Below are 22,781 nucleotides of genomic sequence, written 5' to 3' on the forward strand. Positions count from 1 at the left end.
TTTCGTTTTAGATGTTCACAATGTATTCATCCCACCAAAGGGCGGGTTTATATTTACGGAGTTGCAATGGCTATAGTTAGCATCTGGTAGTTTAAACAAAAAACAGCGGCACCCCTTCCGGAAGGAGTGCCGCTGCCACAGATATTTTTAAGGGTTTTCTAGAAGTACGTTTCCATTATTTCGCGGACGTCCGCCTCTGCCAATGGTTTAGAGTAATGTTTGCGCACATCCGGGAACTGCTTCAGCTTTTCAAGGTCGTAAAAGCTGGCAGAAGAGGTAAGCATCAGCATTACAATATTTTCTTTCTGCGCTGCAGGCACTTTCTGGTACTCCTCCAGAAATTCAAAGCCATCCATCCCTGACATTTTGATATCAACAAAAATCAGGTCAGGGCGGGCATAGTCTTCTTCCCCTGCAAAAGCTTTTCTCAGGTAGTTAAGAGCCTCGTCTCCGTCTGTTACCACCCGGATATCCGGTGCTGCTTCCATGCGCGCGAGCAGGCGGTGGTTTAAATAGTTCGTTGTATCGTCATCATCGATCAATAGAATGGTATTAACTGACTTCATCATGTTATGGGTTCTGAACTTCTTGTTACGCTTTCTATTATCCTCAGTATAAGTAGGACTTGAATCCTCCTTTAGCCTGCTTGTTTTTAAGCGGAGCCGCCTTGAATAAGGGCAGACCGCAAAATAGGAAATCTTCTGTTAAGACGCTTGTGCGGAAACAGCTTCCTTTATTCCCAACCCTTCGAATACTTCTTTTGCATCGGCTATACTCTGTATGTCTTCCACAATCACAATGAGTTTGTGCTTGGCCTCTTTTAAACGCGACCGCCGCGGGTGCTGCTGCACATACTTGAGAATATTGCCGAACACGTCAGACTGGAAATATTTGTCGTTGTTCTCAGCTGGTAGGTAGCCCTTCATCGTTTCCTTCTTGATGGTGAGTTTCTCGAAACCGAGTTGCTGGGCCTGCCAGCGCAGCTTCACAATCTCTACCAGTTGCTGCACTGCCTCCGGCAGTGGCCCGAAGCGGTCTATAATGCTGTCGCGCAGTTTCTCCAGTTCCTCCATGCTCTTCACGCTGTCGAGTTTGCTGTAGAGACTTAGGCGTTCCGAGATGTTGCTCACATAGGTGTCTGGAATCAGGACCTCCATGTCCGTCTCGATGTTGCACTCCAGCACCGGATCCACAAACTGCTCCAGGTTATCGCCCAGGAACAGCTCCCGGAATTCTGTTTCCTTTAGTTCTTTGATGGCATCGTCGAGCACCTGGTGGTACATCTCGAAACCAAGGTCGGTGATAAAGCCGGTCTGCTCACCGCCCAGCAGGTTACCCGCGCCCCTAATATCGAGGTCGCGCATGGCAATCTTGAAACCTTCGCCCAGGTCAGAGAATTCCTCTAACGTGCTCAGGCGCTTGCGTGCATCCGAAGGCAGTCCGGCCACAGGTGGTGTGAGCAGGTAGCAGTAGGCCTTCTTGTTGGAGCGCCCTACGCGGCCGCGCATCTGGTGCAGGTCTGACAAACCGAACATATGCGCACGGTTGATGATGATGGTGTTGGCGTTCTCGATATCCAGACCGGACTCAATGATGTTGGTGCTCACCAGTACATCGTACTCGCCGTTCACGAACTTCATCATGCGCTTTTCCAGCTTCTCCGGCTCCATCTGCCCGTGGGCATAGGTTACTTTGCAATCCGGCACCTGGCGCAGAATCATGGCGGCTATTTCCTCAATGTCTTTGATGCGGTTGTGCACGAAGAATACCTGTCCGCCGCGCTTCATCTCGTGCACAATGGCATCCCGGATCAGGGCCTCGTCATACACATGCAGCTCTGTTTTTACCGGCTGGCGGTTTGGTGGCGGCGTGGCGATAACCGAAAGGTCGCGGGCACCCATCAGCGAGAAGTGCAGTGTTCGCGGAATAGGCGTGGCGGTAAGCGTCAGCGTATCCACGTTTATTTTCATCTCCTTCAGCTTGTCCTTCGTCTTCACCCCGAACTTCTGCTCCTCGTCAATAATCATCAGGCCAAGGTCCTTGAACTTCACGTCCTTGCTCACGATGCGGTGGGTGCCTATCAGGATATCTACCTTGCCTTCTGCCAAACGCTTCAGCGTTTCCTTTGTGTCTTTGGCCGTCTTGAAGCGGTTTACATAATCCACCGTAACCGGGAACTGCTCCAGCCTGTCGCGGAAGGTGCGGTAGTGCTGCATGGCCAGGATGGTGGTTGGCACCAGCACGGCCACCTGCTTGCCATCGCAGGCGGCTTTAAAAGCGGCACGTATGGCAATCTCAGTTTTACCGAAGCCCACATCGCCGCACACCAGGCGATCCATCGGGTGCGGCTGCTCCATGTCGGCTTTCACATCCTCGGTGGACTTTGCCTGGTCCGGCGTGTCCTCATAGATGAACGAGGACTCTAGTTCCGCCTGTAGGAAACCGTCTCGGGAGTAGGCATAACCGGGTGCGGCCTTACGCTTGGCATAGAGGCTGATGAGTTCGTGGGCAATGTCTTTAACCTTGCTCTTTACCTTCTTCTTCTTGTTCTCCCATTCCGGTGAGCCCAGCTTGCTCATGCTTGGCGGACCGCCTTCTTTGCCGCTGTACTTGCTTATTTTGTGCAGCGCGTGGATGCTCACATACAGCAAATCATCGTCGCGGTAAACTAAGCGAATCGCTTCTTGTAAACGGCCACCTACTTCTACTTTCTCCAGGCCGGCAAAGCGGCCGATGCCGTAGTCGATGTGCGTCACGTAATCGCCGGGCTGCAGCGAGCGCAGCTCTTTCAGCGTCATGGCCTTCGACTTGGAATGTCCTTCTTTGGCCTTGTGCTGGTAGAACCTGTCGAACAGCTGGTGGTCGGTGTAGCAGGTAATTTTTAACGTCTGATCGATGAAGCCTTCTCGCAGTGAGATAGGCAGGTGCTGGAAACGCACGTCATGATCCAGCTCATCAAAAATCATTGTGAGGCGGTTGATCTGGCGCGGCGAATCGGTGGCAATCAGGTTCACAAAACCGGCGTTCTGCTGCTCGTGCAGGTCTTTTACCAGCCGTTGAAAATCTTTGTTGAAAGAGGGCTGCGGCTTTGCCTGCAACTGTATAGCCTCAGCGCTGCGGAAGTGAAAGCGCTTGCCTATTTCCACCACGTTAAAGTTTTCCAGCAGCTGCTTAAACAGCTTCTGCGTCTGGAACAGCTGCTCCGGGTCCGACACGATTTTGGTGCCGCCGCTGCCCGCCATCATCTTTTCGAAGTTATGAGATGCCTTGTCGAAATATTCGTCAATTACGTCCAGCGTCAGGCGAACGTCCTTAAACCAGAGCGTGGTGTTGGCGGGGAGGAAGTCCAGGAATGCCTCGCGTGTTTCCTGAAGCAGCTTGGTCTGTACGTTGGGGATAATCGAAATTGCCTTCTTCGTCTCCACCGACAGCTGCGTGTCAGGGTCGAAGGTGCGGATGCTTTCGATCTCATCACCGAAGAGCTCGATGCGGTAAGGTAAGTCGTTGGCGTAAGAGTATACATCCACGATACCGCCACGCACCGCATACTGGCCCGCCTCATATACAAACTCGGTGCGCTCAAAGCCATACTCAGTCAGCATTTCACTGAGGAAGGTGGTATCAAGCTTCTCGCCCACCTTGGCGCCCAGCGTATTCTCCACCAGCGACTTTTTATTGATCACCTTCTCCGTCAGCGCCTCCGGGTACGTCACGATGAGCTCGCCTTTGCCTGTTTTCTGGTTGAGGCGGTTGAGCACCTCGGCCCGCATCAGGATGTTGGCGTTTTCGGTGTCGTCGAAGCTGTAGGGACGCTTGTAAGAGGTCGGGAAAAGCAGGATTTCCTTTTCTTCGCCGAGCAGGTTTTTCAGGTCAGTATAGAAATAAGCGGCCTCCTCTTTGTCGTGCATCACGAAGAGTTGGTGCCCGTAATTCAGGGTATACACTGCCGAGGCCAGCACAGCATCCTGGCTGCCCGCCAGGCCTTTTATCTGGAGGCGGTATGGCCTGTTTGCCTTCAGCCGTTCGGCGATGGTTTGCACCACGCTGTCGAGGCGGTACAGCTCTAAAAAATCTTTTACTTTCAAAGGTATTCGTCTCCTGTTCGTTCTTCCCTACAAAGATACTATAACTTAATGTTTTATCAGAACTACGAGCAGGGGGAGAAGGTTGCGGGGGAGAATGTAATAAAAAAAGATAATATGCTTAACGAGGCTTAAGCCCGATGCTTTATGTCTCCTGTATCATTTTAGTTTGTCTGGAAAAGTGGCAGCAGGATATAGTTTACCACCAAGTATAACTACCAGGCCGCTGGAAGCGCATTAGCAGCTGCTCGTAAGCTTTATCAGCTAGTTACTATTCGCAACATGTGCTAAGGGTGCAGCACTTAAACCTGGCAGACGCGTGGTCGTTAAGATTAAATGAAACCCACTAACCTAAATACTATGGAAAACAAACAAAAATACGCTCTGATAACAGGTGCGACGATGGGCATTGGTTATGAACTGGCCAGGCTTTTCGCAGAAGATAAATACAACCTCGTAATTGTGGCCCGGGACCAGCAGGAACTTAATACAACAGCTTCAGAATTCAAGCAGCAGTATGGCGTAGACGTTGTGCCGATCGCCAAAGACCTGTCTAAGCAGGAGGGACCTTTTGAGGTGTATGACCAGGTAAAAGCCAAAGGCGTACAGGTAGATGTGCTGGTGAACAATGCCGCTCAGGGAGAGTACGGCAAGTTTGTGGATACTGACCTCAATCATGAGCTTGAAATAGTGGACCTGAACATCAAAGGTTACCTCGTGCTGACCAAGTACTATCTGAAAGAGATGGTGGCGCGTAATGAAGGTAAAATTCTGATGGTTACATCTGTAGCAGGTGAACTGCCCGGCCCCTGGCAGGCAGTGTATCACGGCACCAAAGCTTTCGTCTCCAGTTTTACAGAAGCTATTCAGAACGAGGTGAAAGATACCAACGTGACCCTTACAAAACTGCTACCCGGACCTACTGATACTAACTTCTTTGAGAAAGCAGGCATGGAGGAATCTAAAAAAGCAGGCATGGAGGAATCTAAAATGGTGCAGGAGGGCAATCTGGCTGACCCAGCCACTGTGGCCAAAGATGGCTACGAGGCACTGATGGCCGGTGAATTGGAAGTTATATCCGGCTTAAAAAATAAAGCAATGGTAGCTGCGAGCAAAGTTATTCCAGACAAAACAGCAGCTGAAATGACGAACAAACAGGCCAAGCCAGTCGACAAAAACAGCAAGAGGTAAGCTACTTGCATTTTGTTTACACTTCCCAAAGCATGCTTCCTTCTTTCTGGCAGGTGAAGGCATGCTTTTAGTTAATCTGATAAAGCCAGCCTCTGGTGCTGATGGTGTTTGTTTAGATAAAGTGCTTGAGTTCAGGGCGGAAATGTCTTGGGGGCAGGCTGCCTGCCAATAGTCGCCGCTTAGGAATATAGCGCACGTATGCTTAACTTAGTGAAATTGAGGAGTTCTACCGGCACCTTTTGTTTCGCTTTACTGTATTGTGCAATCATGGAAATTTTATTAGAGAACCTGCCTAACCCCTTCGTGTACTTCGTGCCTGTTTTTGCTGTACTCATCCTGGCGGAGGTCTATATCAGCTACCGCGAAGACAAAGAGCTGTATGACATGAAAGACTCTTTTGCGAGCACCTGGGTAGGTATAGGAGCCGCCATCATGAACACCCTGACGAAGGTGTACCAGATAGGTTTCTTCTTTCTGTTCTATAAATTATTTGAGCCGCTTCGGGAGCAGTACCTGGGCTATGAGAGCCTTGGCTGGGCATGGTGGGTGTGGGTGCTTTGCCTGATAGGAGACGACTTTAATTTTTACTGGCACCACCGTTTCTGCCACACCGTCCGCCTGTTTTGGGCGGCACATGTTGTACATCATTCTTCCGAAAAATTTAACCTCGGCACAGCCTTCCGCAACGGATGGACCATCTTTCTCTACAAACCACTTTACTGGATTTGGATGCCTATTATCGGATTTGACCCGGTGATGCTGGCCCTGTGTATGTCTTTCAACTCAATTTATCAGTTCTTTTTGCACACGACGCTGGTGCCGGATATAAAAGGGCTGAATAAAATCTTCAATACACCTTGGGAGCATCAGGTGCACCATGCCTGCAACGTCGAGTACCTGGACCGTAACCATGGGGGTATTTTCATCTTCTGGGACAAACTATTTGGAACCTACCAGCCCAGAGAGCATGCCATAGCCCCTAAGTTCGGGGTGTTGCATCCGCCGCAGTCACACAACCCGATTAAGCTGAATTTCCATGAGTTTACCGATATATGGAAAGATGTGAAGAGGGCAAAGTCGTGGGAGCATAAGTTTAAGTACATCTTTTACCCGCCAGGCTGGAGCCCGGATGGCAGCACCAAAACAGCGAAACAGATGCAACAGGAACAGGAGATGCAGCTTCGTGCAGCACCTGTCGCTCCTCTGCAGGATAGTAAAAAGCAGGCAGCTTTATGATCCGATGTAGCTGCATTATATATGCTTTACACCGTATTCTGCATTAAGACTTGAATAGCGGCCTGCCCGTAGCTGAATGCCATTTAAGGAGCACCTTCGTAAAAACAGTAGCCTTACGCTTGTGTCTATGTCTAATATTCCGCTGCCGGTTCAACTACTGATCGGCATTACAAAGCTTGGAGCAAACAGAGCTTCCCTGCCTCTGGTTAAGCGGCGCAGATCTTCCAACATGTTCATGAAGTTCATGGATTCCTTCGCCGGACTGAAATCTCCTTCCGTTCCGGATCCGGAAAACATCAGCTTTATTTCCAGAGCAGGCCATGAGATAGGGCTGAGAGTGTTTAAACCTGCCGGCGTAAACACGCCGCTTCCGGTTTGGGTGTATTTCCACGGCGGAGGGTTTGCCATTGGGAGCTACGATGTACGGGACAATTTCTGTAAGAAAATAGCAGAGCAGGCTTCTTGTGCGGTGGTATCGGTGCAGTATCGTTTGGCACCGGAACATCCGTTTCCGGAGGGGTTGCAGGACTGCTATGAAGCCACGTGCTGGGTGGCAGAGCACGCGCATGTTTTTGGCGGTGATGGCAGTAAGCTGGCCGTTGGGGGCGAAAGCGCCGGTGGTAACCTTGCTGCTGTGGTTTCTTTGATGGGCAGAGACAGGAACGGGCCCAAAATATTGCACCAGACCTTACTGTATCCGGCGGTGGACTGCAGCGGTTCTGCACCCTCGCGCAGAGAAGAGGATACTGAGTACCTGATTACCCAAGACATGCTGAAGCAGTTTGGGGACGCCTACCTGCCTGCGGGTATCAACAGAAAGGACCCATACTGCTCTCCTGTTTTTGCTGATTTAACAGGCCTTCCACCTGCCGTTGTCATCACAGCAGAGCACGACCCCCTGCGCGATGAGGGTAACCGGTATGCTAAGAAGCTAAAGCATGCTGGGGTGCCTGTAGTACATAAAGAATATCCGGGTATGATACATGATTTTGTGCTGATGATGCCGCGGTTTCTGAAGGAGTCCAGAGAAGCTATATGTCTTGTGAAGAAGGCGCTATGTACGGCTTTCAAGAACGATCTGCCCAATGCGCAGGAGACCGTGCACTAGTAGAAGTACAGCAGAAAGTTGGAAGGCCTTATCGCCATTCCCAGCCGAAGCATGCTGGTCGGTTGCCGGTAATTGATTAGGCTTTCTGCATAGCCCTGGTACCATTGCAGGGTAATGAACGTGCTCCCGGTTTTAAAAGGGTTATAGCTCAGTTGTGTTCTGATGTTGCCCTTCCAGGACCATTCAGCACCCTTCCGGCCCACTAAGTCAACCACCAGTTTGTTCCTTTTTATCTCCCAGTTATAAGCTACCTGCCCATAGCCCACATAATCTATCAGGTCTGGGTTGTCTTTGGTGTACTGAAAGGGTAGCCAGGCCTTTAACTGTAAAACTGATCCTGGAGAAGCAAGCATTGTGTAGTTGGCCGATATATAATTCCAGCCCCTGGAGCCTTTCTCGCTGCTGCCACCCAAACCATTCGATTCATGTTCTACCTGCAGCGCCAGCGATCCGACTAATCTGTTCTTTCTGTAAAGCAGCTTTCCAACGCCAAGACCGGGGTTGAAGTTTATTTCTTTAAAAGGGCTGGACCATTTGTAAATGTCCCAGAACGACTTCTGTGTATATGTAATAAAAAGGTAAGTGTCGAAGGGGAGTGTTGGTTTTGTGAGCCTGTGTTTAAAACTGATCTGTTGTTTCAAATCGGAGTTGGAGGTCTCTGGCAGCACCCCTGCTTTTGTTCCTGTAATGATGTAGTTGTCTTTGTATATGGTGAAAGGTGATGTGGTCCGGATAAATTGCATGACAGAGTCCTTGCTGATGTGTTGTGTATGACCTGTGTGTGTTGAAGCTAATAGTAGTGTGAGGAGGAAAATTATCCTTCTGTACATCATCCTGTTTTTCATTTTAGATACATCGTATCAACAAAGCCTGTTGCAGCCTTCCTTAGTGCCGTATTCATTTTTTATAGCTAACGTAGCCGAAAAAAATAAAGCTAACTTCCTGCTGCTGAAGCTTCAGCAGGCAGCATAATCCTTGCCGCCACTGCCTTAATATGCGGAGCAGCTGCTTCGGGGGGCAGGCTTTTCATACCTTGTAAAGGCTTGTGAAATTCAGGATTTGGTTGTGATACCAGCAGGCATGGCTATAGCTGCAGGTGTTCAAAAGGTGCGGCGATGGGTGTAAAAAAAGAAAGCCTCCCCGGTATTGATACCAAGAAGGCTTTTTAGCTGTAGGGGGAGGAGTCGAACCTCCACGGAGTAGTTAGGCAAATGTCTTTGTACCAGTAGATAGATCAAAAGTTGCTTTGTCCCAGAACCTCCACCCCCGAGATCGGAGGGCTTGTCTGCCAGTTTCAACACCCTACATTGTTGTTGATGATTCAAATATAGATGACACTTTTGTTAATTGCAAATTTTTCAATAAAAATTATTTTTATGTGTCACTGTGATAGGTAATACGCCGCATTGTTTGACAGGTTGCAATTATATTCTATTGTTTTACAATTCATCTTCTGTAGACTTTCCTGGTTTATGTGCCTGGGATGAGGAGCAAAAGGGGGCAGCAGCTATTCAGCGGAATTCAATCGTGTGGTGTCCTTATAAGCGGCGGCGTTGCCTGTAGCCGAAGCTGTTTTTGCGTAAACAGTACTAAACTTGCACTAAATGTCTCTGATAGTATGGCTACTGTTTATGAAGTTAAAATCGACTTAGAGGAAAAGTCGATGCGTTCGCTCCTGAATGCCGGCACCAACAAAGATTGTAAAATCGTGGCAGAAGGCGACTCTTGGTTTTCTTATCCTGTTGTAAAAGATATCATCGATCACCTCAGGCAAATGGGGTACGCCATCAAAAGACACAGCAAGCCCGGCGATACGCTGGAGAACATGGTGTATGGTACCGACTTTGGCATTGCGGCGCAGGTACAGCGGGTAAATAACTACGGCCCCATCAGTATGCAGGAGACGCTGCGCTCAGTTAAGAACCTGAAACCGAAGTTTGTGTTGTTCAGCGCCGGAGGCAATGATATAGTAGGCTCGGAGCTGGTGCAGTACCTGAACCACAAAAGGTCAGGCCTGCCGCTGTTCAGGGAGAACTTTTTCAGAGACAGCATGAACGGGTACATCAGAAGTGCCATTGTTGCTTTTCTGGAGCAGGTATGGCAGGTAGATCCGGATGTTCACATTATCATGCACGGCTACGACTACGCCATTCCCAACGGTAAGCAGTATGAATTGGCAGGCATTCGGTTTTCCGGACCCTGGGTACTGCCAGCCTTTGGCAGGAAAGCCATTACTGCCAGAAGCGAGCAGAACCAGATTATACGCCAGTTGGTGGATATATTTAATGAAAATGCTCATCAGCCTGAGCAGCACGTACCCGAACTTTCACCACATCGACCTGCGGGGACGTTTCCCGAACGAGTCGCAGTGGCATAATGAGATCCACCTCCGGAGAGAAGGCTTTGCGCAGGTGGCAAAGCTATTTCATCAGAAGATGGTGGAAATTCTGAATTATAACCCGGTAGCATAAATCCGACCTCAACTTAGTGGTGTGTGCAGGTGAAAACGAAGTAGCAAAGCTGGTACGTTTCTAGGAAAAGCCTGCGCCTTCAACGGATGGAGAACAGCTGATAAAGTGTTTTGAAGGTGATTAGAGCCAGCGTATCAGTACTGGCTCTGATTCTTTGAAGAAGGGCAGGGGGAGCAGTTTGAGCAGGCAAAGTTTTAGAGGCCTGAAAGTGGTTGCCCGAGGAAACAGCACCTTCATACGCTTGTATGATGTGCAGCAGCAACTGGTTAATAACGGGCGGAGAAGAAGCCGGTAAAACGCAAAACGTTTTGCCGCAGAAAACCTGTCTGGTGCTGCTTCAATCTAAGTTTTCATTATGTATGTCAGTTTATTCTTAGCCAAATATTATAAAGTACGTATACTACGTCTTAAATAAAAGCCTGAAAGACAAGAAGTATATACCATAAGTTCCTTTTCTGACGTTTACCTTTTTTAATGAACCAAACCAAATTTAAATTATGAAAAACGCACGCATTCTAAATTCACTTGCTTTGCTGTTTGTTTGCATGCTGATGTCTACCATCACATGGGCTCAGAATAGTAACGCTCAGAAAGCTAGTCCACCTGCTACAGCAACCGGTAAGGTAGGTGATGCTAACATCACGGTAAATTACAGCAGCCCGGCTGTAAAAGGCCGCCAGATATGGGGCGACCTGGTGCCTTACGGAAAAGTATGGCGCGCAGGAGCCAACGAGGCCACTACTGTTACAGTTGACAAAGACGTAATGGTGGAAGGGAAAAGACTGCCGGCGGGCACCTACAGTTTCTACACTATTCCGGGTGAAAATGAGTGGACTGTTATTTTCAATAAAACAGCCAAGCAGTGGGGTACGCAGTACGACGAAAAACAGGATGTCCTGCGCGTTACCACAAAACCACGTAAAGCTTCTACTATGAACGAGCGCCTGGCTTATGATGTAACTGACAATGGTCTAGTGCTACGTTGGGAAAATCTGGAGGTGCCCGTTACCATAACAGCTCAGAAGTAGTATACCAGAATCGCTTCCTTAGATCCTGTGCCGCATGTGTAAGCATCATGTGGCACAGGATTTTTTATGCCTGCCTGATACAATCTAAGGCAGGAGGTAAGGTGTATAAAAAAGAAAGCCTCCCTGGTTTTGACACCGGAGAGGCTTTTTAGCTGTAGGGGGAGGAGTCGAACCTCCACGGAGTAGTTAGGCAAATGTCTTTGTACCAGTAGATAGATCAAAAGTTGCTTTGTCCCAGAACCTCCACCCCCGAGATCGGAGGGCTTGTCTGCCAGTTTCAACACCCTACATTGTTGTTGATGATTCAAATATAGATGACACTTCTGTTAATTGCAAATTTTTCAATAAAAATTATTTAAAAATATTTTATCATCAATTATAAGTACTTTAAATAACGATAATTTAATGTTGAAGGTTATATTTTGTTGAATTCATTATTCGGTGCTGTTTGTGGCAGTGATTGTTTGTAAAGTATTGGCTGTCAGTAAGTAGTTGTTTGTTTTCTGGTTACCAACCTTTTTGTTTTTTAATGCTGTGATATGTGCCAGGTGGTGTTCCCCGTGCCATGCGTACAGGCCAATGTGTTGGCGAATCTGTTGCTCACCATTTTCAGGATGAATAAAGCTTCTGTCCAGGTGTTCCGGTTGCAGGTTTTTCAGAAGCAGTACCCACCGTTGGTGCAGCGCTGCTAACAACACCAGGGAAATCTCCGGTGCGCCTTGCAGGCTGTCTGGCAGTTCAGCCCACTCCCCTTCGTTGTAAGGCCTGATAGTAGGAGTGTCTTCTGTTAAAGCCAGTTTTTGGCGGGTATAGCCATTCAAGTGGCTGTCGGGGAGGTGGTGGACAACCTGCCGGACTGACCAGCCACCCATGCGGTAGGGCGTGTCTAATTGCTCTGATGTCATGTCTTGCACTGCTTCCCGCAGCCTGGCAGGTAGTCCGGCAATAGACAGGATAGACTGCTCTACCTGTTCATCTGTGAGAGGCTGCGAAACATCAAATCTGCCAATGGGGTAGCGCAGTTGTTCTAATTCTTCGTCTGACATATACTCGGGGAAGGATATGCCAGTCGATTTACGGATTTTTCTGCACACTTAAATAACCGGGTATTAAAAGAAATATTCGTTACAGCCATTGAGGGATACTCAATGCCGTCAGAGGGTTCCCGGCAGAAAGGGTTCGCCATGCCGCTTGCTGCACACCTATGAAACAGGATGGAAAGATACTCCTTTCGCTGTTCGTGACCGGCTTTCAGGAGGATAGTGGGACCTGATAAGGGTCGTTTCCCGTGCTGTTTCAGGGCCGTTTCTTTTGCTCTTTTTTGTACTGCAGGAACCAGTCGTAAATCTCCGGGTTGTTATAGGTCTCGGTCCAGGAGTCGTGTTTCAGGTGGGGGTAAATCGTCAGTTTTACATGGCCGCCTGCTGCTTCTACTGCCCGTGCCATGTTCAGTGTTTCTTCTACAGGCACAATGTCATCCTTCTCTCCATGAAAAGCCCAGATGGGCATCTGGGTGAGGTGGCGTGCTTTTGTAGGCTCGCCACCACCGCATACGGGCAGGATGGCGGCAAACTTCTCCGGCCGGGCCGTCGCCCAGTGCCAGGTTCCGTAGCCCCCCATGCTGATGCCGGTCAGGTAGATGCGGCTCTTATCTGCCCGCACCTTCCCGAGCACTTCCTTCAGCCACTCACTTAACAGCGGCATCTGCCAGTAAGAGAGGCGTGGACACTGCGGGTAAGCCACCACAAAAGGGAAGTCGTCTTTGCCCTGCAGGTACTTCGGCAGCCCCTGTAGTTTTACTTTTTCTAAGTCATCGCCCCGTTCGCCTGCGCCATGCAGGAACAGGATAAGTGGCCATTCTTTCTCAGGCTGTGCATCGTAGGCTGCTGGGTAGTAAATGTTGTACTTATAACTCATAGTTCTTCCGTTTCTTCTTCTCTATTTGGTACGACTGATGCCTTTTATACCGTTGAGCAACCAGGCACATCTTTCCGCTAACAGTACTTTGGCTGGTCTAAAGCGGGAAGATTTATTGGTGGCAGCCACTTTGCCATCTGTTAAAGTTGTGTTAAAGTGAGGTTTAGATGCGGAAACGAAAGGTAGACTGCTTATATTCAAACATGCAGAAGCTACTATCGCTCATGTTGCTGTATCTCTTTTGCTCCTTGCCGGTTATTGGCCAGCATGTGGTGCAGGGGCGGGTGGTAGACGAACTGACAGACAAGCCTCTGGAGTTTGTGTCGGTCTACGTGAACACCACCACCATCGGTACTGCCACGGATGCCGAAGGAGCATTTTCCTTAAAGCTGCCGGATGGCCATTATGAGCTGATTGTGTCTTACCTGGGCTATGAGCCGATTATCTATCCTGTAAATACAGCCGCACTTCCGAACTCCATTCTGTTTAAGGTGCGTCCCAAAGAAAATGCACTGCAGGAGGTGGTTGTAAAGGGGGAGCGGGATAGCCAGTGGTACGATAATCTGGCGGTGTTCAAAGGAAAGTTTCTGGGGCAAAGTGAGTTCGGACGGCAGTGCGAACTGCTGAACCCGGAGGTGCTCACCATTACGTTTGATCATGAAACGGGCCTGTTAGAGGTGAAAACGGACGAACTGCTGCAGATAAAAAACAATGCGCTGGGTTATACAATGGAGTACCTGCTTACTAATTTCAGGTATTATGCGCGCGAAGGCTATACTGTGTTTCTGGGCTATCCGCGGTATAAGCTGATGCAGGGAGGCAGGGGCAAACAGCGCCGGTGGGCGCGAAACAGGCTTCGGGCCTACCATGGCTCTGTGATGCATTTTGTGCGGGCGGTGCAGCAGAAGCGCCTGGAGGAAGAGGGTTTTAACCTGCGCCGCCTGTACCGGAAACCTAACCCAAACCGGCCAACCGATGAGGAAATAGCTGCGGCACGTGCTGCTCTCAAAGCCAGTGGCGGGGCAATGGAGGCCGAAGGCAATGACTCCATCTCTGACATACTGGCCAGGGCAAGCCTGCCGAAAATAATTGAGTCGCTGGATATAAACCCGGTGCCTTACAGCAGCTACCTGCAGCAGCACGCAGCAGGGGCTAAGCTGGCGTTTGAGGAGTACCTGCAGGTGGTGTATACCGGCGAAAAGGAGGAAGCAGGCTATGTGTGGCAGCAGAGTATGTTTCAGAAGCGGGAGCCGTCTTACCAAACCTCGGTCCTGTACCTGCAAAGCGATGAGGTGTTTTTAGAGCCCAATGGTAATATAGTGGAGCCTCTGAATGTCTTTTTTGAGGGCTACTGGGGCTGGGAAAAGCTAGGCGACATGCTGCCGCTGGATTACGAGCCTGCTGTTAAGTAAATTCTTTTTTCCGGGTTAGGTGTAGCAGCTCTGGTCCGTTAGCTTCAGTTTTTCTACCGGAAAGCCTTTCTGCCGGGCCAGTTGCACCAGGCGGTCATATACTTGCTGATCCAGTTGGGGAGTTCGGGACAGAATCCAGAGGCTGTCGCGGTCGGGGGAACCAACGAGTGCATGCGTATAGTCCGGGTCTATTTCCAGGATCCAGTAGTCGCCTTTAAAGGGCCAGAAGAACTGTACCTTCAGCTTGCTGTTGTTGCTGCCTTCCACCGGGAAAGCCTTTCCGGTAGCGGTGTCTTCCTTGCCAGCCGGGCCTCCTTCGCGGCAGTAATTATATACCACTATATGGCCTTTCGGGTGTTGTGTGTACTCGGCAAACACACAATGGCAACCCTTCTCGAAGCGCTTCGGAAACCGGGCTATTTCATACCAGCGTCCCTGGTAGCGGTCTAAATCTATATTGGGTGCTGTATCAAGCGGAGCGGTGCTGCCGCTGTACCGGCTTACTGCGGCAGTTGCGGCAAGTAAGCCGCCTGCCGCCAGCCAATATTTCGTCTGCTTTTTCATGTGTTCTCTGCTGTTTTAGAGCTGCTTGGTCATACGGTAGTGCTGTATGGTGCCAAACAGGACGTACGTTTTTTCTACTACCTCATACCCGTTCCGGCGGTAAAAGTTAACGGCATTTTCACGGGCCTGCAGGGTAAGCGTCATGGCACCCATTGCTTTGGCGCGTGCCTCTAAATATTCTATCAGCTGATTGCCAAGCTGCTGGCCCTGCTTGTCTTTCCGGATGCCCATAAAGCGCAGTTGTCCCTCCTGCGGAGTATTTAGGTGCAGGCGGCAAACGCCCACTGCCTCTCCATCTTCATCTACCAGCATGGCATGTATAGCGGTGTCGTCGTCCTCTGCACGCTCACTGCCTTCCGGCTGGTACCAGGGCTGGCGCAGCGTCTCGTAGCGCAGGCGGTAGTACTTCTTAAACTCTTCGGGGGTGGCGGGTTCTATCACTTCCATACTCTGTTGTCTGTTGTTGTATAATATAAGCACTCAGAAGGCATAGCCACGATAGTAGCTATTGCTTTGCTCCGGTAAATTTGCCATCCGGCAAGCAAACCATGTGGCAATTTAGCCTTCCCCAATCAACAATCAGCAATTCACAATCAACAATAAAAGCAGTGCTACGTCTTTTACCTTGCATCTGATACCTGAAAATAAAATAACTTTGTCCGCTTTATAGCGTGTAAAACTAATTTTAGAAACAAGGAAACAAAATAAACTATGGCATCTTTCGATATTGTGAGCAAGGTAGATCCGCAGACAATGGACAACGCCGTGAATACCGCCCGGAAAGAGATTATGAACCGCTACGACTTTCGCGACACCAAAGGCAGCCTTGAGTACGACAAAAAGGCGAATGAAGTGCACATCGCGATGGAAAACGATATGCGTGTGCAACACACAGAGGATGTGCTGATCAACAAAATGGTGAAGCAGGGGCTTGATGCCACCGCACTGGATTTCTCAAAAGAAGCTTATCAGTCTGGAGCGATGGTGAAGAAGGATATTAAAGTAAAGGCAGGCATCGACAAAGAGACATCCAAGAAAATAATGAAACTCATCAAGGACAGCAAACTGAAAGTGTCTGCTGCCATCATGGATGAGCAAATTCGCGTAACAGGCAAGAAGATAGACGACCTGCAGGAGGTAATTGCCCTGATGCGCGGCAACAGCGAAGAAATAGGCATGCCGCTGCAGTTCATCAATATGAAATCATAAACAGATGGTTATATGGCTCCTGCTTTCAATGACAGAATGTAAAGCAATACGTGTGCAGCGGGGCCATTTAACCTAAAATTGATCTAAAATTAAATCTACTACTATGGAAATTTTTGCTAATCCGGATACCTGGATAAGCTTGCTGACACTGACCTTTATGGAGGTAGTGCTTGGCATAGATAATATCGTCTTTATTTCAATTATTGTAGGCAGGCTGCCAAAGGAACAACAGGGCAAAGGCCGCACGATAGGCTTATCCCTGGCCCTGGTGTTCCGGGTTATCCTGTTGTTGTTCATCTCCTGGATTGTGGGAGCGAGCGCACCATTGTTCAGCATCAACCTGCCTTTTACCGAGTCGGATTTCCCTGTTTCCTGGCGCGACATCATCCTGTTCTGTGGTGGTTTGTTCCTGCTGGCTAAAAGTACCACCGAGATACATAATAAGTTGGAGGGCGAGGAAGAGGAGGCGCATGGCGGCAGTAAGACATACGCTACTATGTCGCAGGTGCTGATACAGATCATACTCATTGACATCGTTTTCTCCTTCGACTCCATTTTAACTGCCGTAGGTCTGGCACAGGAGGTGATCATTATGATTATTGCCGTTATCCTGGCCATGGTTATTATGCTTATTTTTGCCAAGTATGTGAGCGATTTCGTGAACAAGCACCCGACAGTAAAAATGCTGGCGCTCTCGTTCCTGATCCTGATTGGCTTTATGCTGATAGTAGAATCGTTGCACCAGCACATCCCGAAAGGTTACATCTACTTTGCTATGTTCTTCTCGCTGATGGTCGAGATGCTGAACATGAAGCTGCGTAAGAGGACAGAGCCTGTGCACCTGCGCCAAAGTGAGGTGCAGGACCCGGAGAAGCATGAAATTGTTTAGCAGCAAAGGCTGACATAAAGCAAAGCGGCACCGTCTAAGCAGGCGGTGCCGCTTTGCTTTTAGCGGGATACATGCTTCTGCCATACTTTGAGAATTAATTTCTATATTAGTTAGCTGTTATATTTCTTTAAAATCTCCTCCTCATGCGGTACCGCAATTATGCCATTGCCACTTTTTTACTGCTGGCGCTCACTGGTTTTGCCCTGCTTAGCATATACCTGCTGCTGCCGCCTGAGCCGAAGCCGGTCAATGCACCTTTAGAAGAATTTTCGGCAGAACGGGCCATGAAGTATGTGCACCAAGTAGCACAGGAACCGCATGCCATGGGCACAGCGGCGCATGCAGCTGTTAGAACATACCTGTTAAACGAAATGCAGCAGCTGGGCCTGAACCCACAGGTGCAGGAAGCCACAGCCCTAAACGAAGCGGGCAAAGTAACCTATGTAGGATATGTGTACAACCTGATTGGCAGGCTGGAGGGAACCGGTGCAAGCGATAAGGCTATTCTGCTGGTAGCGCACTACGATTCACAGCCCAACGCACGGGGTGCCGGCGATGATGGCGCGGGCGTGGCAGCTATACTGGAAACCATACGTGCCCTGAAGCAGGCAGCGCCACTGGAGCATGATGTGATAGTGCTGCTGACGGACGGGGAGGAGTATGGCCTGTATGGGGCAAAAGCCTTTATGAAGCACCCCTGGGCGCAGGAGGTGGGGCTGGTGCTGAACCTGGAGGCACGGGGCAATGATGGGCCTAGCCTGACCTTTGAAATGAGTAAGGAGAATGGCTGGATAGCAAAGCAGTTCGTTGAGGCGGCGCCTTATCCTTACGTCAGCTCACTGGCTTACGAGATTTACAGCCGCATGCCCAACAATACCGATTTCACCATATTCAAAGATGCCGGCTACACCGGCTTAAACTCCGCTTTTATTTCCGGGTTTGTGCACTACCACAAAACAACCGACTCTCCTGAAAACCTGAGCCGGCGCAGCTTGCAACACCACGGCAGCAACCTGCTCGCGTTGGTACAGCACTTCGGCCACACTTCCCTCACAGATACCAAGGCTCCTGACTCTGTGTTCTTCAACTTTATTAATGGCTGGGTAATCCGGTACAACGCTAACCTTAACCTGCTCTGGATTGCGCTGGCTACACTGCTGCTGGTGGTTACGCTTATTGTTGGCGTGCAAAAGCAGGCTATAACAGCTGGGCAGGTGGTTGCTGGTTTTTTTGTAAGCTTGCTGCTGGTAGCTGTAGTGGTAGGGCTGTTCATCCCGATTAACCAGCTTGTGCTGCAGCTGATGCCTCTCTCGCATCCTTTTAACGGCCTCTATGGTGCAGACATGTTCCTGGTTGCCTACCTGCTGCTGGCGCTTGGCCTTTTCCTGCTGCTGAGTTGGTTGGCTTTGCGCTTGCTGCGCCTTTTTTCGCTGGTGATGGGGATGCTGGTGTTCCAGTTTGCGCTGGCAATAGCCCTTTACCTGCTGATGCCAAACGCCATGTACCTGATTCTCTTTCCGGTGCTGTTCAGCCTGGCAGGGGTGCTGACTGTTTTCCTGATGGAGCTGCACCAGATTCAGAAGGTCAGTTTCAGGTTTGCCATCATCCTGCTGATAGCGTCTGTTCCTGCTGTCTTTATCATGATGCCCATTGTGCAGGTAGTGTTCATGGCCTTTTCACTGCAACTCCCCATGGGTATGGTGGCACTCTTTGTGTTGCTGCTGGGCTTAGTACTGCCGCTGCTCCAGATAATCGAGCGAAGCTTCAGCTGGCGGGGAGTACCACTTTTACCGCTGCTTCTGCTACTGGCAGGAGGCATAGAAGTGGCGCGCGCTATAAGCTACCAGCAGCCTACCGCCAACCGGCCGCTGCACAGCCACGTCAGTTATTTCCTGGATGCGGATACCGGCAAAGCCTACTGGGCTTCAGCTTTCCAGGTGACGGATGACTGGAACCAGCAGTTTTTCCGGAATGCCTCCACCGGACCCTTAAAAGAGATATATCCTCATGCAGCGGTTGAGTACCTGAAGAGTGAGGCAGCGCCGCTACCAGTACCAGGCCCCGTGGCCGAAGTGCTACAGGATTCTGTAACTGGGAATGAGCGACTGTTGCGCCTGCGCCTGTCTTCACCGCGTGGCGCGGCTCACCTGGAACTGGTGCTGCAGCCAATCCCACTGAATGCCTTGCGGGGTATCTCGCTGGCTGGAGAAGCACTACAGCTTCAGCCTATAGATGCAGGCCGTGGACCGGTATACTTTACGCGCCTGCAAGGTCTGCCCACCAGCAAAGAAGTAGAACTGGAGTTACGTTTAAAACCAGATGCACCGGTAAGCCTGTACCTCTACGACCAGAGTATTGGCCTGCCCCAGGAACTGGTAGAACATCCAAAGCCAGCGCACGTTGTGGCTGAGCAAGGGAGGGAAAGCAATTTAACAGTGGTCCGAAAGAAGTATCTTTTTTAAAATGAGCAGATGATATAGCAGCCTTATAGGGTTGCGCTGTATTTTTGAAGGAAGTTTAAAAAGACCTGAACCAATCATATATGCTTCGTAGTATAGGTAACGAACCCCGATACAAGAATCACATATATGTTTATTGACAAGCTTCTCACTATCCTGTTTGGTGCTTTGTTCCTGCTGATGTTGGCCTGCGATGGGTCCTCCTCTACTTCGGAAGAAAACACTATTACTGTTAGCCGCAGTATACAGCATGACCCGGCTTTCTGGGATTATGCAGCCAGCAGCAACATGCTGCAGGTAGAAATCAGCCGCCTCGCCATAGAGAAAGGCACAACCGAAAAAACAAGGGCTTTAGGTCAGCGGGCTATAAGCTTCCACAGCAATTCACTCGAGCGAATAAAACAGCTGATGGCTGACAAAGACGATATTCAACTGCCGGACAGCCTTGGTGGAGCCGATAGAAGCCTGGTGCAGGAGTTTCGGCTGCTGGAGGGCGAAGAATTTGACACCCGCTACCGCGACTTCATTACCAGTACGCACCGCACCCAGCTGGACCGGTACGAAGAGGCGCTTCGCAGAGCCGATAACCAGAAGATTCGCGACTGGCTCATGGACATGCGAGCGCACATGCGGGAAGAGCTGGATGAATTAACACATCCTGACTCTGTCGCCGCACCGGAAGAGCAGCTGTAGTCCGGCATGGCATGACCAGCATAAAAAAGCGGGAGGAAGCCCTTGGGCTTCCTCCCGCTTTTTTATGCTACAAGCATGTTGCACTTTCCGCCTGGTCTTTTTGTAGCCAGGAAAAGAACTAAGCTATTTTGCAGAAGCCTGCGTCTTCTCCTCTGTCTTCTTCTTGGCGTCTTCTTTCCGCTCCGGCGCTTGCCAGTCTATGCCCAGCGTGTGCTTCTGTATCCATTTGATCTCTTCGATGTCACGGATGCGCTGGTGGCGCGGCTCACGGAACCCGTGCGGCTCACGCGGGAACTGAATGTAACGGACCGTCTTGCCCATATCCTTCAGCGCAGTGAACAACATCATACTTTGCGCTTCTGTGTCTGTTACGTCGCTCAGGCCGTGCAGGATAAGGGTTGGTGTCTGTATGTTCTTCGCGTGTGTCAGCACTGACTTCTGGCGGTAACCTTCCGGATTCTCCCATGGCGTTCCTTTAATATACCACAGGCGCACATCATGGTTGAAGCCGATGCCGTATTCTGAGGCCCAATCCGAAACCATGGCACCCAGCGAAGCTGCTTTGAAGCGATTAGTTTTGGTTATGGTAGTGCCTCCTAGAATGCCGCCGTAGCTCCAGCCGCGCACCGCCATCTTTTCTTTGTCCACCAGGCCGTCAGCAATCAACTTATCGACGCCGCTCATCAGGTCTTCGTAATCGCCACCGCCAATGTCGCCCATGTTGCCACGAAGCAGTTCATCGGTATAGCCACTGCTGCCGCGCACGTTTGGTGCCAACTGCACATATCCTAAATTAGCCCACACATGGTGCGCTGGACTGAAAGTGTTGGTAAATACCCCTGCCGGACCGCCATGTATATGCAGGAGGAAAGGGTGCTGCTTTCCTTTCTGATAATTAGTTGGCAGGTACATGATGCCCTCTATCTCCATGCCGTCTTTGCTTTTCCAGCGTATTACTTCGGCAGTAGCCAGTTGTAGTGAGTCGGTAATACGAGGGTTCAGGTTCGTGAGCTTCGTCGGATTGAATTTATCCAGCGACGATACATACACATCAAGTGGAGTCTTATAATCGGTGTAGCTTAGCACAGCTTTTTTGAGGTCTGGTGTCGCAGCCAATATGTGCCAGGTACCGGTGCGGTTGCTCAGGTTCTTCACATCGCCTTTTGCAATATTGAGGCGGTACAGGTTAGTGTTAGTGCGCTGCAGGCCTGTGAAAAGAATGGACTTGGCATCAGGTGCCCAGAAATAGTTATGGATGTTGCCTTCGAACTTGCCGGATACCATGCGGTACTGCTTCGTGCTTGGGTCCATTACCCATATCTTATCATTACGCAACTCCCACTCCTTGTCATCGGCGGCCGTATAGGCAAAGCTTTTGCCATCGGGTGCCCAACTCAGGTCACCTTCCGGGGCTTTGTTATCTGTCAGTTGTACAGAGGCTGTGTCGCCGGAAAGCTGCAGCAGGTATATTTCGGAGAGGTTGCGCTGGTTGCGACGGTTCTCAGTGCGGGCAGTATATACAATACGTTTCCCATCCGGGGCCACATCAAAATCACCGATCAACTGCTCGTTCTTTGTCAGCTTCGTTGCTTTCTTTGTATCCAGGTCAAACACCCACAGGTGCTCCCAGGCACCCTCGGTCTGGCCGTGGGGGCCTTCGTCTACAAAAAGGGCGTCGTTTCCGGCTTTGTAGAGTTTCTGCTCCTCTTTGCTGCGCGGTACCGCAGAAACGAAGTAAAGTTTATTGCTGTCTTTGCTCCAGACAAATTTGCCCACGCTATTTTCATGCTTTGTCAGCTGTACGGCCTCTCCGCCAACTGTAGGCATCAGGAAAAGCTGCTGGTGCTCGTCCACCTTGCGCTTCAGGGCAATGAATTTGCCATCAGGAGAGTAGGTGAGGTTTGATCCGCCGTCTTCGCCCAAATACTGGTAGCTTTCGCCGCCATTGGAAGAAACATAGTGGTGCGTGCTCTCTCGCTTGTTCTTTTCCCAGTTTAACTGAGATTTGCTATAGATAACAGATTTGCCGTCTGGTGAGATTATAGCACCACCAAGGCCAGTGATGTTCAGGGCATCATCGGTTGTCATGGGTTGTTTTTGTGCCAGTGCCATTGCAGTACCACCAAGCAAGGCCGCCGACAGCACGAAAAGCAAACGTTTATTCATTCAAGTGTCGTTATGGTTTGTTCTGAAAAGATAAAGATAAGAAAGGTATGGCAAAGTTCATTTTTGCCTTGGGTTTCTCCTGCTGTTATCAGTCAGATTCGCTTCTTTTCTCCTGTACCGGAGTCGTTTTTTGTTCCTGCCATTTTCAAAGGCAACTGTGCCTGTACTGCAGGTGGCAGAGCAGAACAATTCAATACATAATTGCAATGTATCTTTTCCTGGAGGGCAAAGGGAGTAAAAGACAATTTGCCTGCCACAGTTTTTCAGCTTGTGGAGGTATTGAAAGAGAGGCAAGGCAAACAGTGGGTTTGCGAAATTTGCTTTTCAACTTAGGCCTAAAGCAGGTAGGTTTTGAC

At 49.9% G+C, this 22,781-nt stretch carries 18 protein-coding genes; 10 read left to right on the forward strand and 8 right to left on the reverse strand.

Annotation, left to right across the window (positions count from 1 at the left end; genetic code table 11):
• Positions 1 to 158: 158 nt before the first annotated feature.
• On the reverse strand, positions 159 to 569 hold the full coding sequence (locus ACYVB1_RS06335) for a response regulator (RefSeq protein ID WP_460921840.1): 411 nt from the start codon (positions 567 to 569) through the stop codon (positions 159 to 161).
• A 135-nt stretch (positions 570 to 704) separates the two neighbouring features.
• On the reverse strand, positions 705 to 4,085 hold the full coding sequence (mfd, locus tag ACYVB1_RS06340; RefSeq protein WP_460921842.1) for a transcription-repair coupling factor: 3,381 nt from the start codon (positions 4,083 to 4,085) through the stop codon (positions 705 to 707).
• 357 nt (positions 4,086 to 4,442) lie between these two features.
• On the opposite strand from mfd, the gene ACYVB1_RS06345 reads away from it, so the two are divergent.
• From ACYVB1_RS06345 to ACYVB1_RS06355, 3 genes are all read left to right on the forward strand, one after another.
• Positions 4,443 to 5,273 (forward strand): SDR family NAD(P)-dependent oxidoreductase, encoded by an 831-nt coding sequence (locus tag ACYVB1_RS06345; RefSeq protein WP_460921844.1) that lies wholly within the window; start codon positions 4,443 to 4,445, stop codon positions 5,271 to 5,273.
• Between the two features lie 267 nt (positions 5,274 to 5,540).
• Positions 5,541 to 6,509 (forward strand): sterol desaturase family protein, encoded by a 969-nt coding sequence (locus tag ACYVB1_RS06350; RefSeq protein WP_460921846.1) that lies wholly within the window; start codon positions 5,541 to 5,543, stop codon positions 6,507 to 6,509.
• A gap of 127 nt (positions 6,510 to 6,636) precedes the next feature.
• Positions 6,637 to 7,617: an alpha/beta hydrolase gene (locus tag ACYVB1_RS06355; protein ID WP_460921848.1), complete on the forward strand. Its 981-nt coding sequence runs from the start codon at positions 6,637 to 6,639 to the stop codon at positions 7,615 to 7,617.
• Here the strand turns inward: ACYVB1_RS06355 and ACYVB1_RS06360 are convergent.
• On the reverse strand, positions 7,614 to 8,360 hold the full coding sequence (locus tag ACYVB1_RS06360; protein WP_460921850.1) for a phospholipase A: 747 nt from the start codon (positions 8,358 to 8,360) through the stop codon (positions 7,614 to 7,616). The genes ACYVB1_RS06355 and ACYVB1_RS06360 overlap by 4 nt on opposite strands.
• An 875-nt stretch (positions 8,361 to 9,235) precedes the next feature.
• Between ACYVB1_RS06360 and ACYVB1_RS06365 the strand changes: the two genes are divergently transcribed.
• Both ACYVB1_RS06365 and ACYVB1_RS06370 read left to right on the forward strand, forming a co-directional pair.
• Entirely contained in the window at positions 9,236 to 9,994 is a 759-nt protein-coding gene (locus tag ACYVB1_RS06365; protein ID WP_460921852.1) for a hypothetical protein, read from the forward strand.
• Positions 9,995 to 10,585: 591 nt separating this feature from the next.
• Positions 10,586 to 11,116 (forward strand): DUF2911 domain-containing protein, encoded by a 531-nt coding sequence (locus ACYVB1_RS06370; RefSeq protein ID WP_460921854.1) that lies wholly within the window; start codon positions 10,586 to 10,588, stop codon positions 11,114 to 11,116.
• Between the two features lie 434 nt (positions 11,117 to 11,550).
• Here ACYVB1_RS06370 and ACYVB1_RS06375 read toward each other — a convergent pair whose 3' ends face one another.
• Together ACYVB1_RS06375 and ACYVB1_RS06380 are read right to left on the reverse strand one after the other, a co-directional pair.
• Positions 11,551 to 12,162: a YfiT family bacillithiol transferase gene (locus ACYVB1_RS06375; protein WP_460921856.1), complete on the reverse strand. Its 612-nt coding sequence runs from the start codon at positions 12,160 to 12,162 to the stop codon at positions 11,551 to 11,553.
• Positions 12,163 to 12,412: 250 nt separating this feature from the next.
• On the reverse strand, positions 12,413 to 13,033 hold the full coding sequence (locus ACYVB1_RS06380; RefSeq protein WP_460921858.1) for a carboxylesterase family protein: 621 nt from the start codon (positions 13,031 to 13,033) through the stop codon (positions 12,413 to 12,415).
• A 203-nt stretch (positions 13,034 to 13,236) separates the two neighbouring features.
• On the opposite strand from ACYVB1_RS06380, the gene ACYVB1_RS06385 reads away from it, so the two are divergent.
• On the forward strand, positions 13,237 to 14,445 hold the full coding sequence (locus tag ACYVB1_RS06385; protein ID WP_460921860.1) for a carboxypeptidase-like regulatory domain-containing protein: 1,209 nt from the start codon (positions 13,237 to 13,239) through the stop codon (positions 14,443 to 14,445).
• A gap of 15 nt (positions 14,446 to 14,460) precedes the next feature.
• Here the strand turns inward: ACYVB1_RS06385 and ACYVB1_RS06390 are convergent, their stop codons facing one another.
• Both ACYVB1_RS06390 and ACYVB1_RS06395 read right to left on the reverse strand, forming a co-directional pair.
• Entirely contained in the window at positions 14,461 to 15,009 is a 549-nt protein-coding gene (locus tag ACYVB1_RS06390) for a lipocalin family protein (RefSeq protein WP_460921862.1), read from the reverse strand.
• Positions 15,010 to 15,024: 15 nt separating this feature from the next.
• A complete protein-coding gene (locus ACYVB1_RS06395) occupies positions 15,025 to 15,456 on the reverse strand; it encodes a GNAT family N-acetyltransferase (protein ID WP_460921864.1) in 432 nt (143 codons plus the stop codon).
• A 264-nt stretch (positions 15,457 to 15,720) separates the two neighbouring features.
• Between ACYVB1_RS06395 and ACYVB1_RS06400 the strand changes: the two genes are divergently transcribed.
• From ACYVB1_RS06400 to ACYVB1_RS06415, 4 genes are all read left to right on the forward strand, one after another.
• On the forward strand, positions 15,721 to 16,218 hold the full coding sequence (locus tag ACYVB1_RS06400; protein ID WP_460921866.1) for a YajQ family cyclic di-GMP-binding protein: 498 nt from the start codon (positions 15,721 to 15,723) through the stop codon (positions 16,216 to 16,218).
• Positions 16,219 to 16,321: 103 nt separating this feature from the next.
• Positions 16,322 to 17,107 carry a TerC family protein gene (locus tag ACYVB1_RS06405; RefSeq protein WP_460921868.1) on the forward strand — a complete coding sequence of 262 codons (786 nt, stop codon included), beginning with the start codon at positions 16,322 to 16,324 and terminating at the stop codon, positions 17,105 to 17,107.
• Between the two features lie 143 nt (positions 17,108 to 17,250).
• The gene (locus tag ACYVB1_RS06410; protein ID WP_460921870.1) at positions 17,251 to 19,569 is read left to right on the forward strand and encodes a M20/M25/M40 family metallo-hydrolase; all 2,319 of its coding nucleotides are present in this window, start codon (positions 17,251 to 17,253) and stop codon (positions 19,567 to 19,569) included.
• A gap of 126 nt (positions 19,570 to 19,695) precedes the next feature.
• Entirely contained in the window at positions 19,696 to 20,259 is a 564-nt protein-coding gene (locus ACYVB1_RS06415; RefSeq protein ID WP_460921872.1) for a DUF4142 domain-containing protein, read from the forward strand.
• Between the two features lie 123 nt (positions 20,260 to 20,382).
• Here the strand turns inward: ACYVB1_RS06415 and ACYVB1_RS06420 are convergent, their stop codons facing one another.
• Positions 20,383 to 22,425 carry a S9 family peptidase gene (locus ACYVB1_RS06420; protein ID WP_460921874.1) on the reverse strand — a complete coding sequence of 681 codons (2,043 nt, stop codon included), beginning with the start codon at positions 22,423 to 22,425 and terminating at the stop codon, positions 20,383 to 20,385.
• Positions 22,426 to 22,781 lie beyond the last annotated feature (356 nt).

It is taken from the genome of Pontibacter brevis (assembly GCF_054779655.1).

Coding starts and splice junctions, on each gene's coding strand:
- ACYVB1_RS06365 (WP_460921852.1), top strand. CDS start 9,236: ATGGCTACTGTTTATGAAGTTAAAATCGACTTAGAGGAAAAGTCGATG.
- ACYVB1_RS06405 (WP_460921868.1), top strand. CDS start 16,322: ATGGAAATTTTTGCTAATCCGGATACCTGGATAAGCTTGCTGACACTG.
- ACYVB1_RS06355 (WP_460921848.1), top strand. CDS start 6,637: ATGTCTAATATTCCGCTGCCGGTTCAACTACTGATCGGCATTACAAAG.
- ACYVB1_RS06410 (WP_460921870.1), top strand. CDS start 17,251: ATGCGGTACCGCAATTATGCCATTGCCACTTTTTTACTGCTGGCGCTC.
- ACYVB1_RS06420 (WP_460921874.1), bottom strand. CDS start 22,425: ATGAATAAACGTTTGCTTTTCGTGCTGTCGGCGGCCTTGCTTGGTGGT.
- ACYVB1_RS06380 (WP_460921858.1), bottom strand. CDS start 13,033: ATGAGTTATAAGTACAACATTTACTACCCAGCAGCCTACGATGCACAG.
- ACYVB1_RS06350 (WP_460921846.1), top strand. CDS start 5,541: ATGGAAATTTTATTAGAGAACCTGCCTAACCCCTTCGTGTACTTCGTG.
- ACYVB1_RS06390 (WP_460921862.1), bottom strand. CDS start 15,009: ATGAAAAAGCAGACGAAATATTGGCTGGCGGCAGGCGGCTTACTTGCC.
- ACYVB1_RS06385 (WP_460921860.1), top strand. CDS start 13,237: ATGCAGAAGCTACTATCGCTCATGTTGCTGTATCTCTTTTGCTCCTTG.
- ACYVB1_RS06370 (WP_460921854.1), top strand. CDS start 10,586: ATGAAAAACGCACGCATTCTAAATTCACTTGCTTTGCTGTTTGTTTGC.
- ACYVB1_RS06375 (WP_460921856.1), bottom strand. CDS start 12,162: ATGTCAGACGAAGAATTAGAACAACTGCGCTACCCCATTGGCAGATTT.
- ACYVB1_RS06360 (WP_460921850.1), bottom strand. CDS start 8,360: ATGCAATTTATCCGGACCACATCACCTTTCACCATATACAAAGACAAC.
- ACYVB1_RS06415 (WP_460921872.1), top strand. CDS start 19,696: ATGTTTATTGACAAGCTTCTCACTATCCTGTTTGGTGCTTTGTTCCTG.
- ACYVB1_RS06395 (WP_460921864.1), bottom strand. CDS start 15,456: ATGGAAGTGATAGAACCCGCCACCCCCGAAGAGTTTAAGAAGTACTAC.
- ACYVB1_RS06400 (WP_460921866.1), top strand. CDS start 15,721: ATGGCATCTTTCGATATTGTGAGCAAGGTAGATCCGCAGACAATGGAC.
- ACYVB1_RS06335 (WP_460921840.1), bottom strand. CDS start 569: ATGATGAAGTCAGTTAATACCATTCTATTGATCGATGATGACGATACA.
- ACYVB1_RS06345 (WP_460921844.1), top strand. CDS start 4,443: ATGGAAAACAAACAAAAATACGCTCTGATAACAGGTGCGACGATGGGC.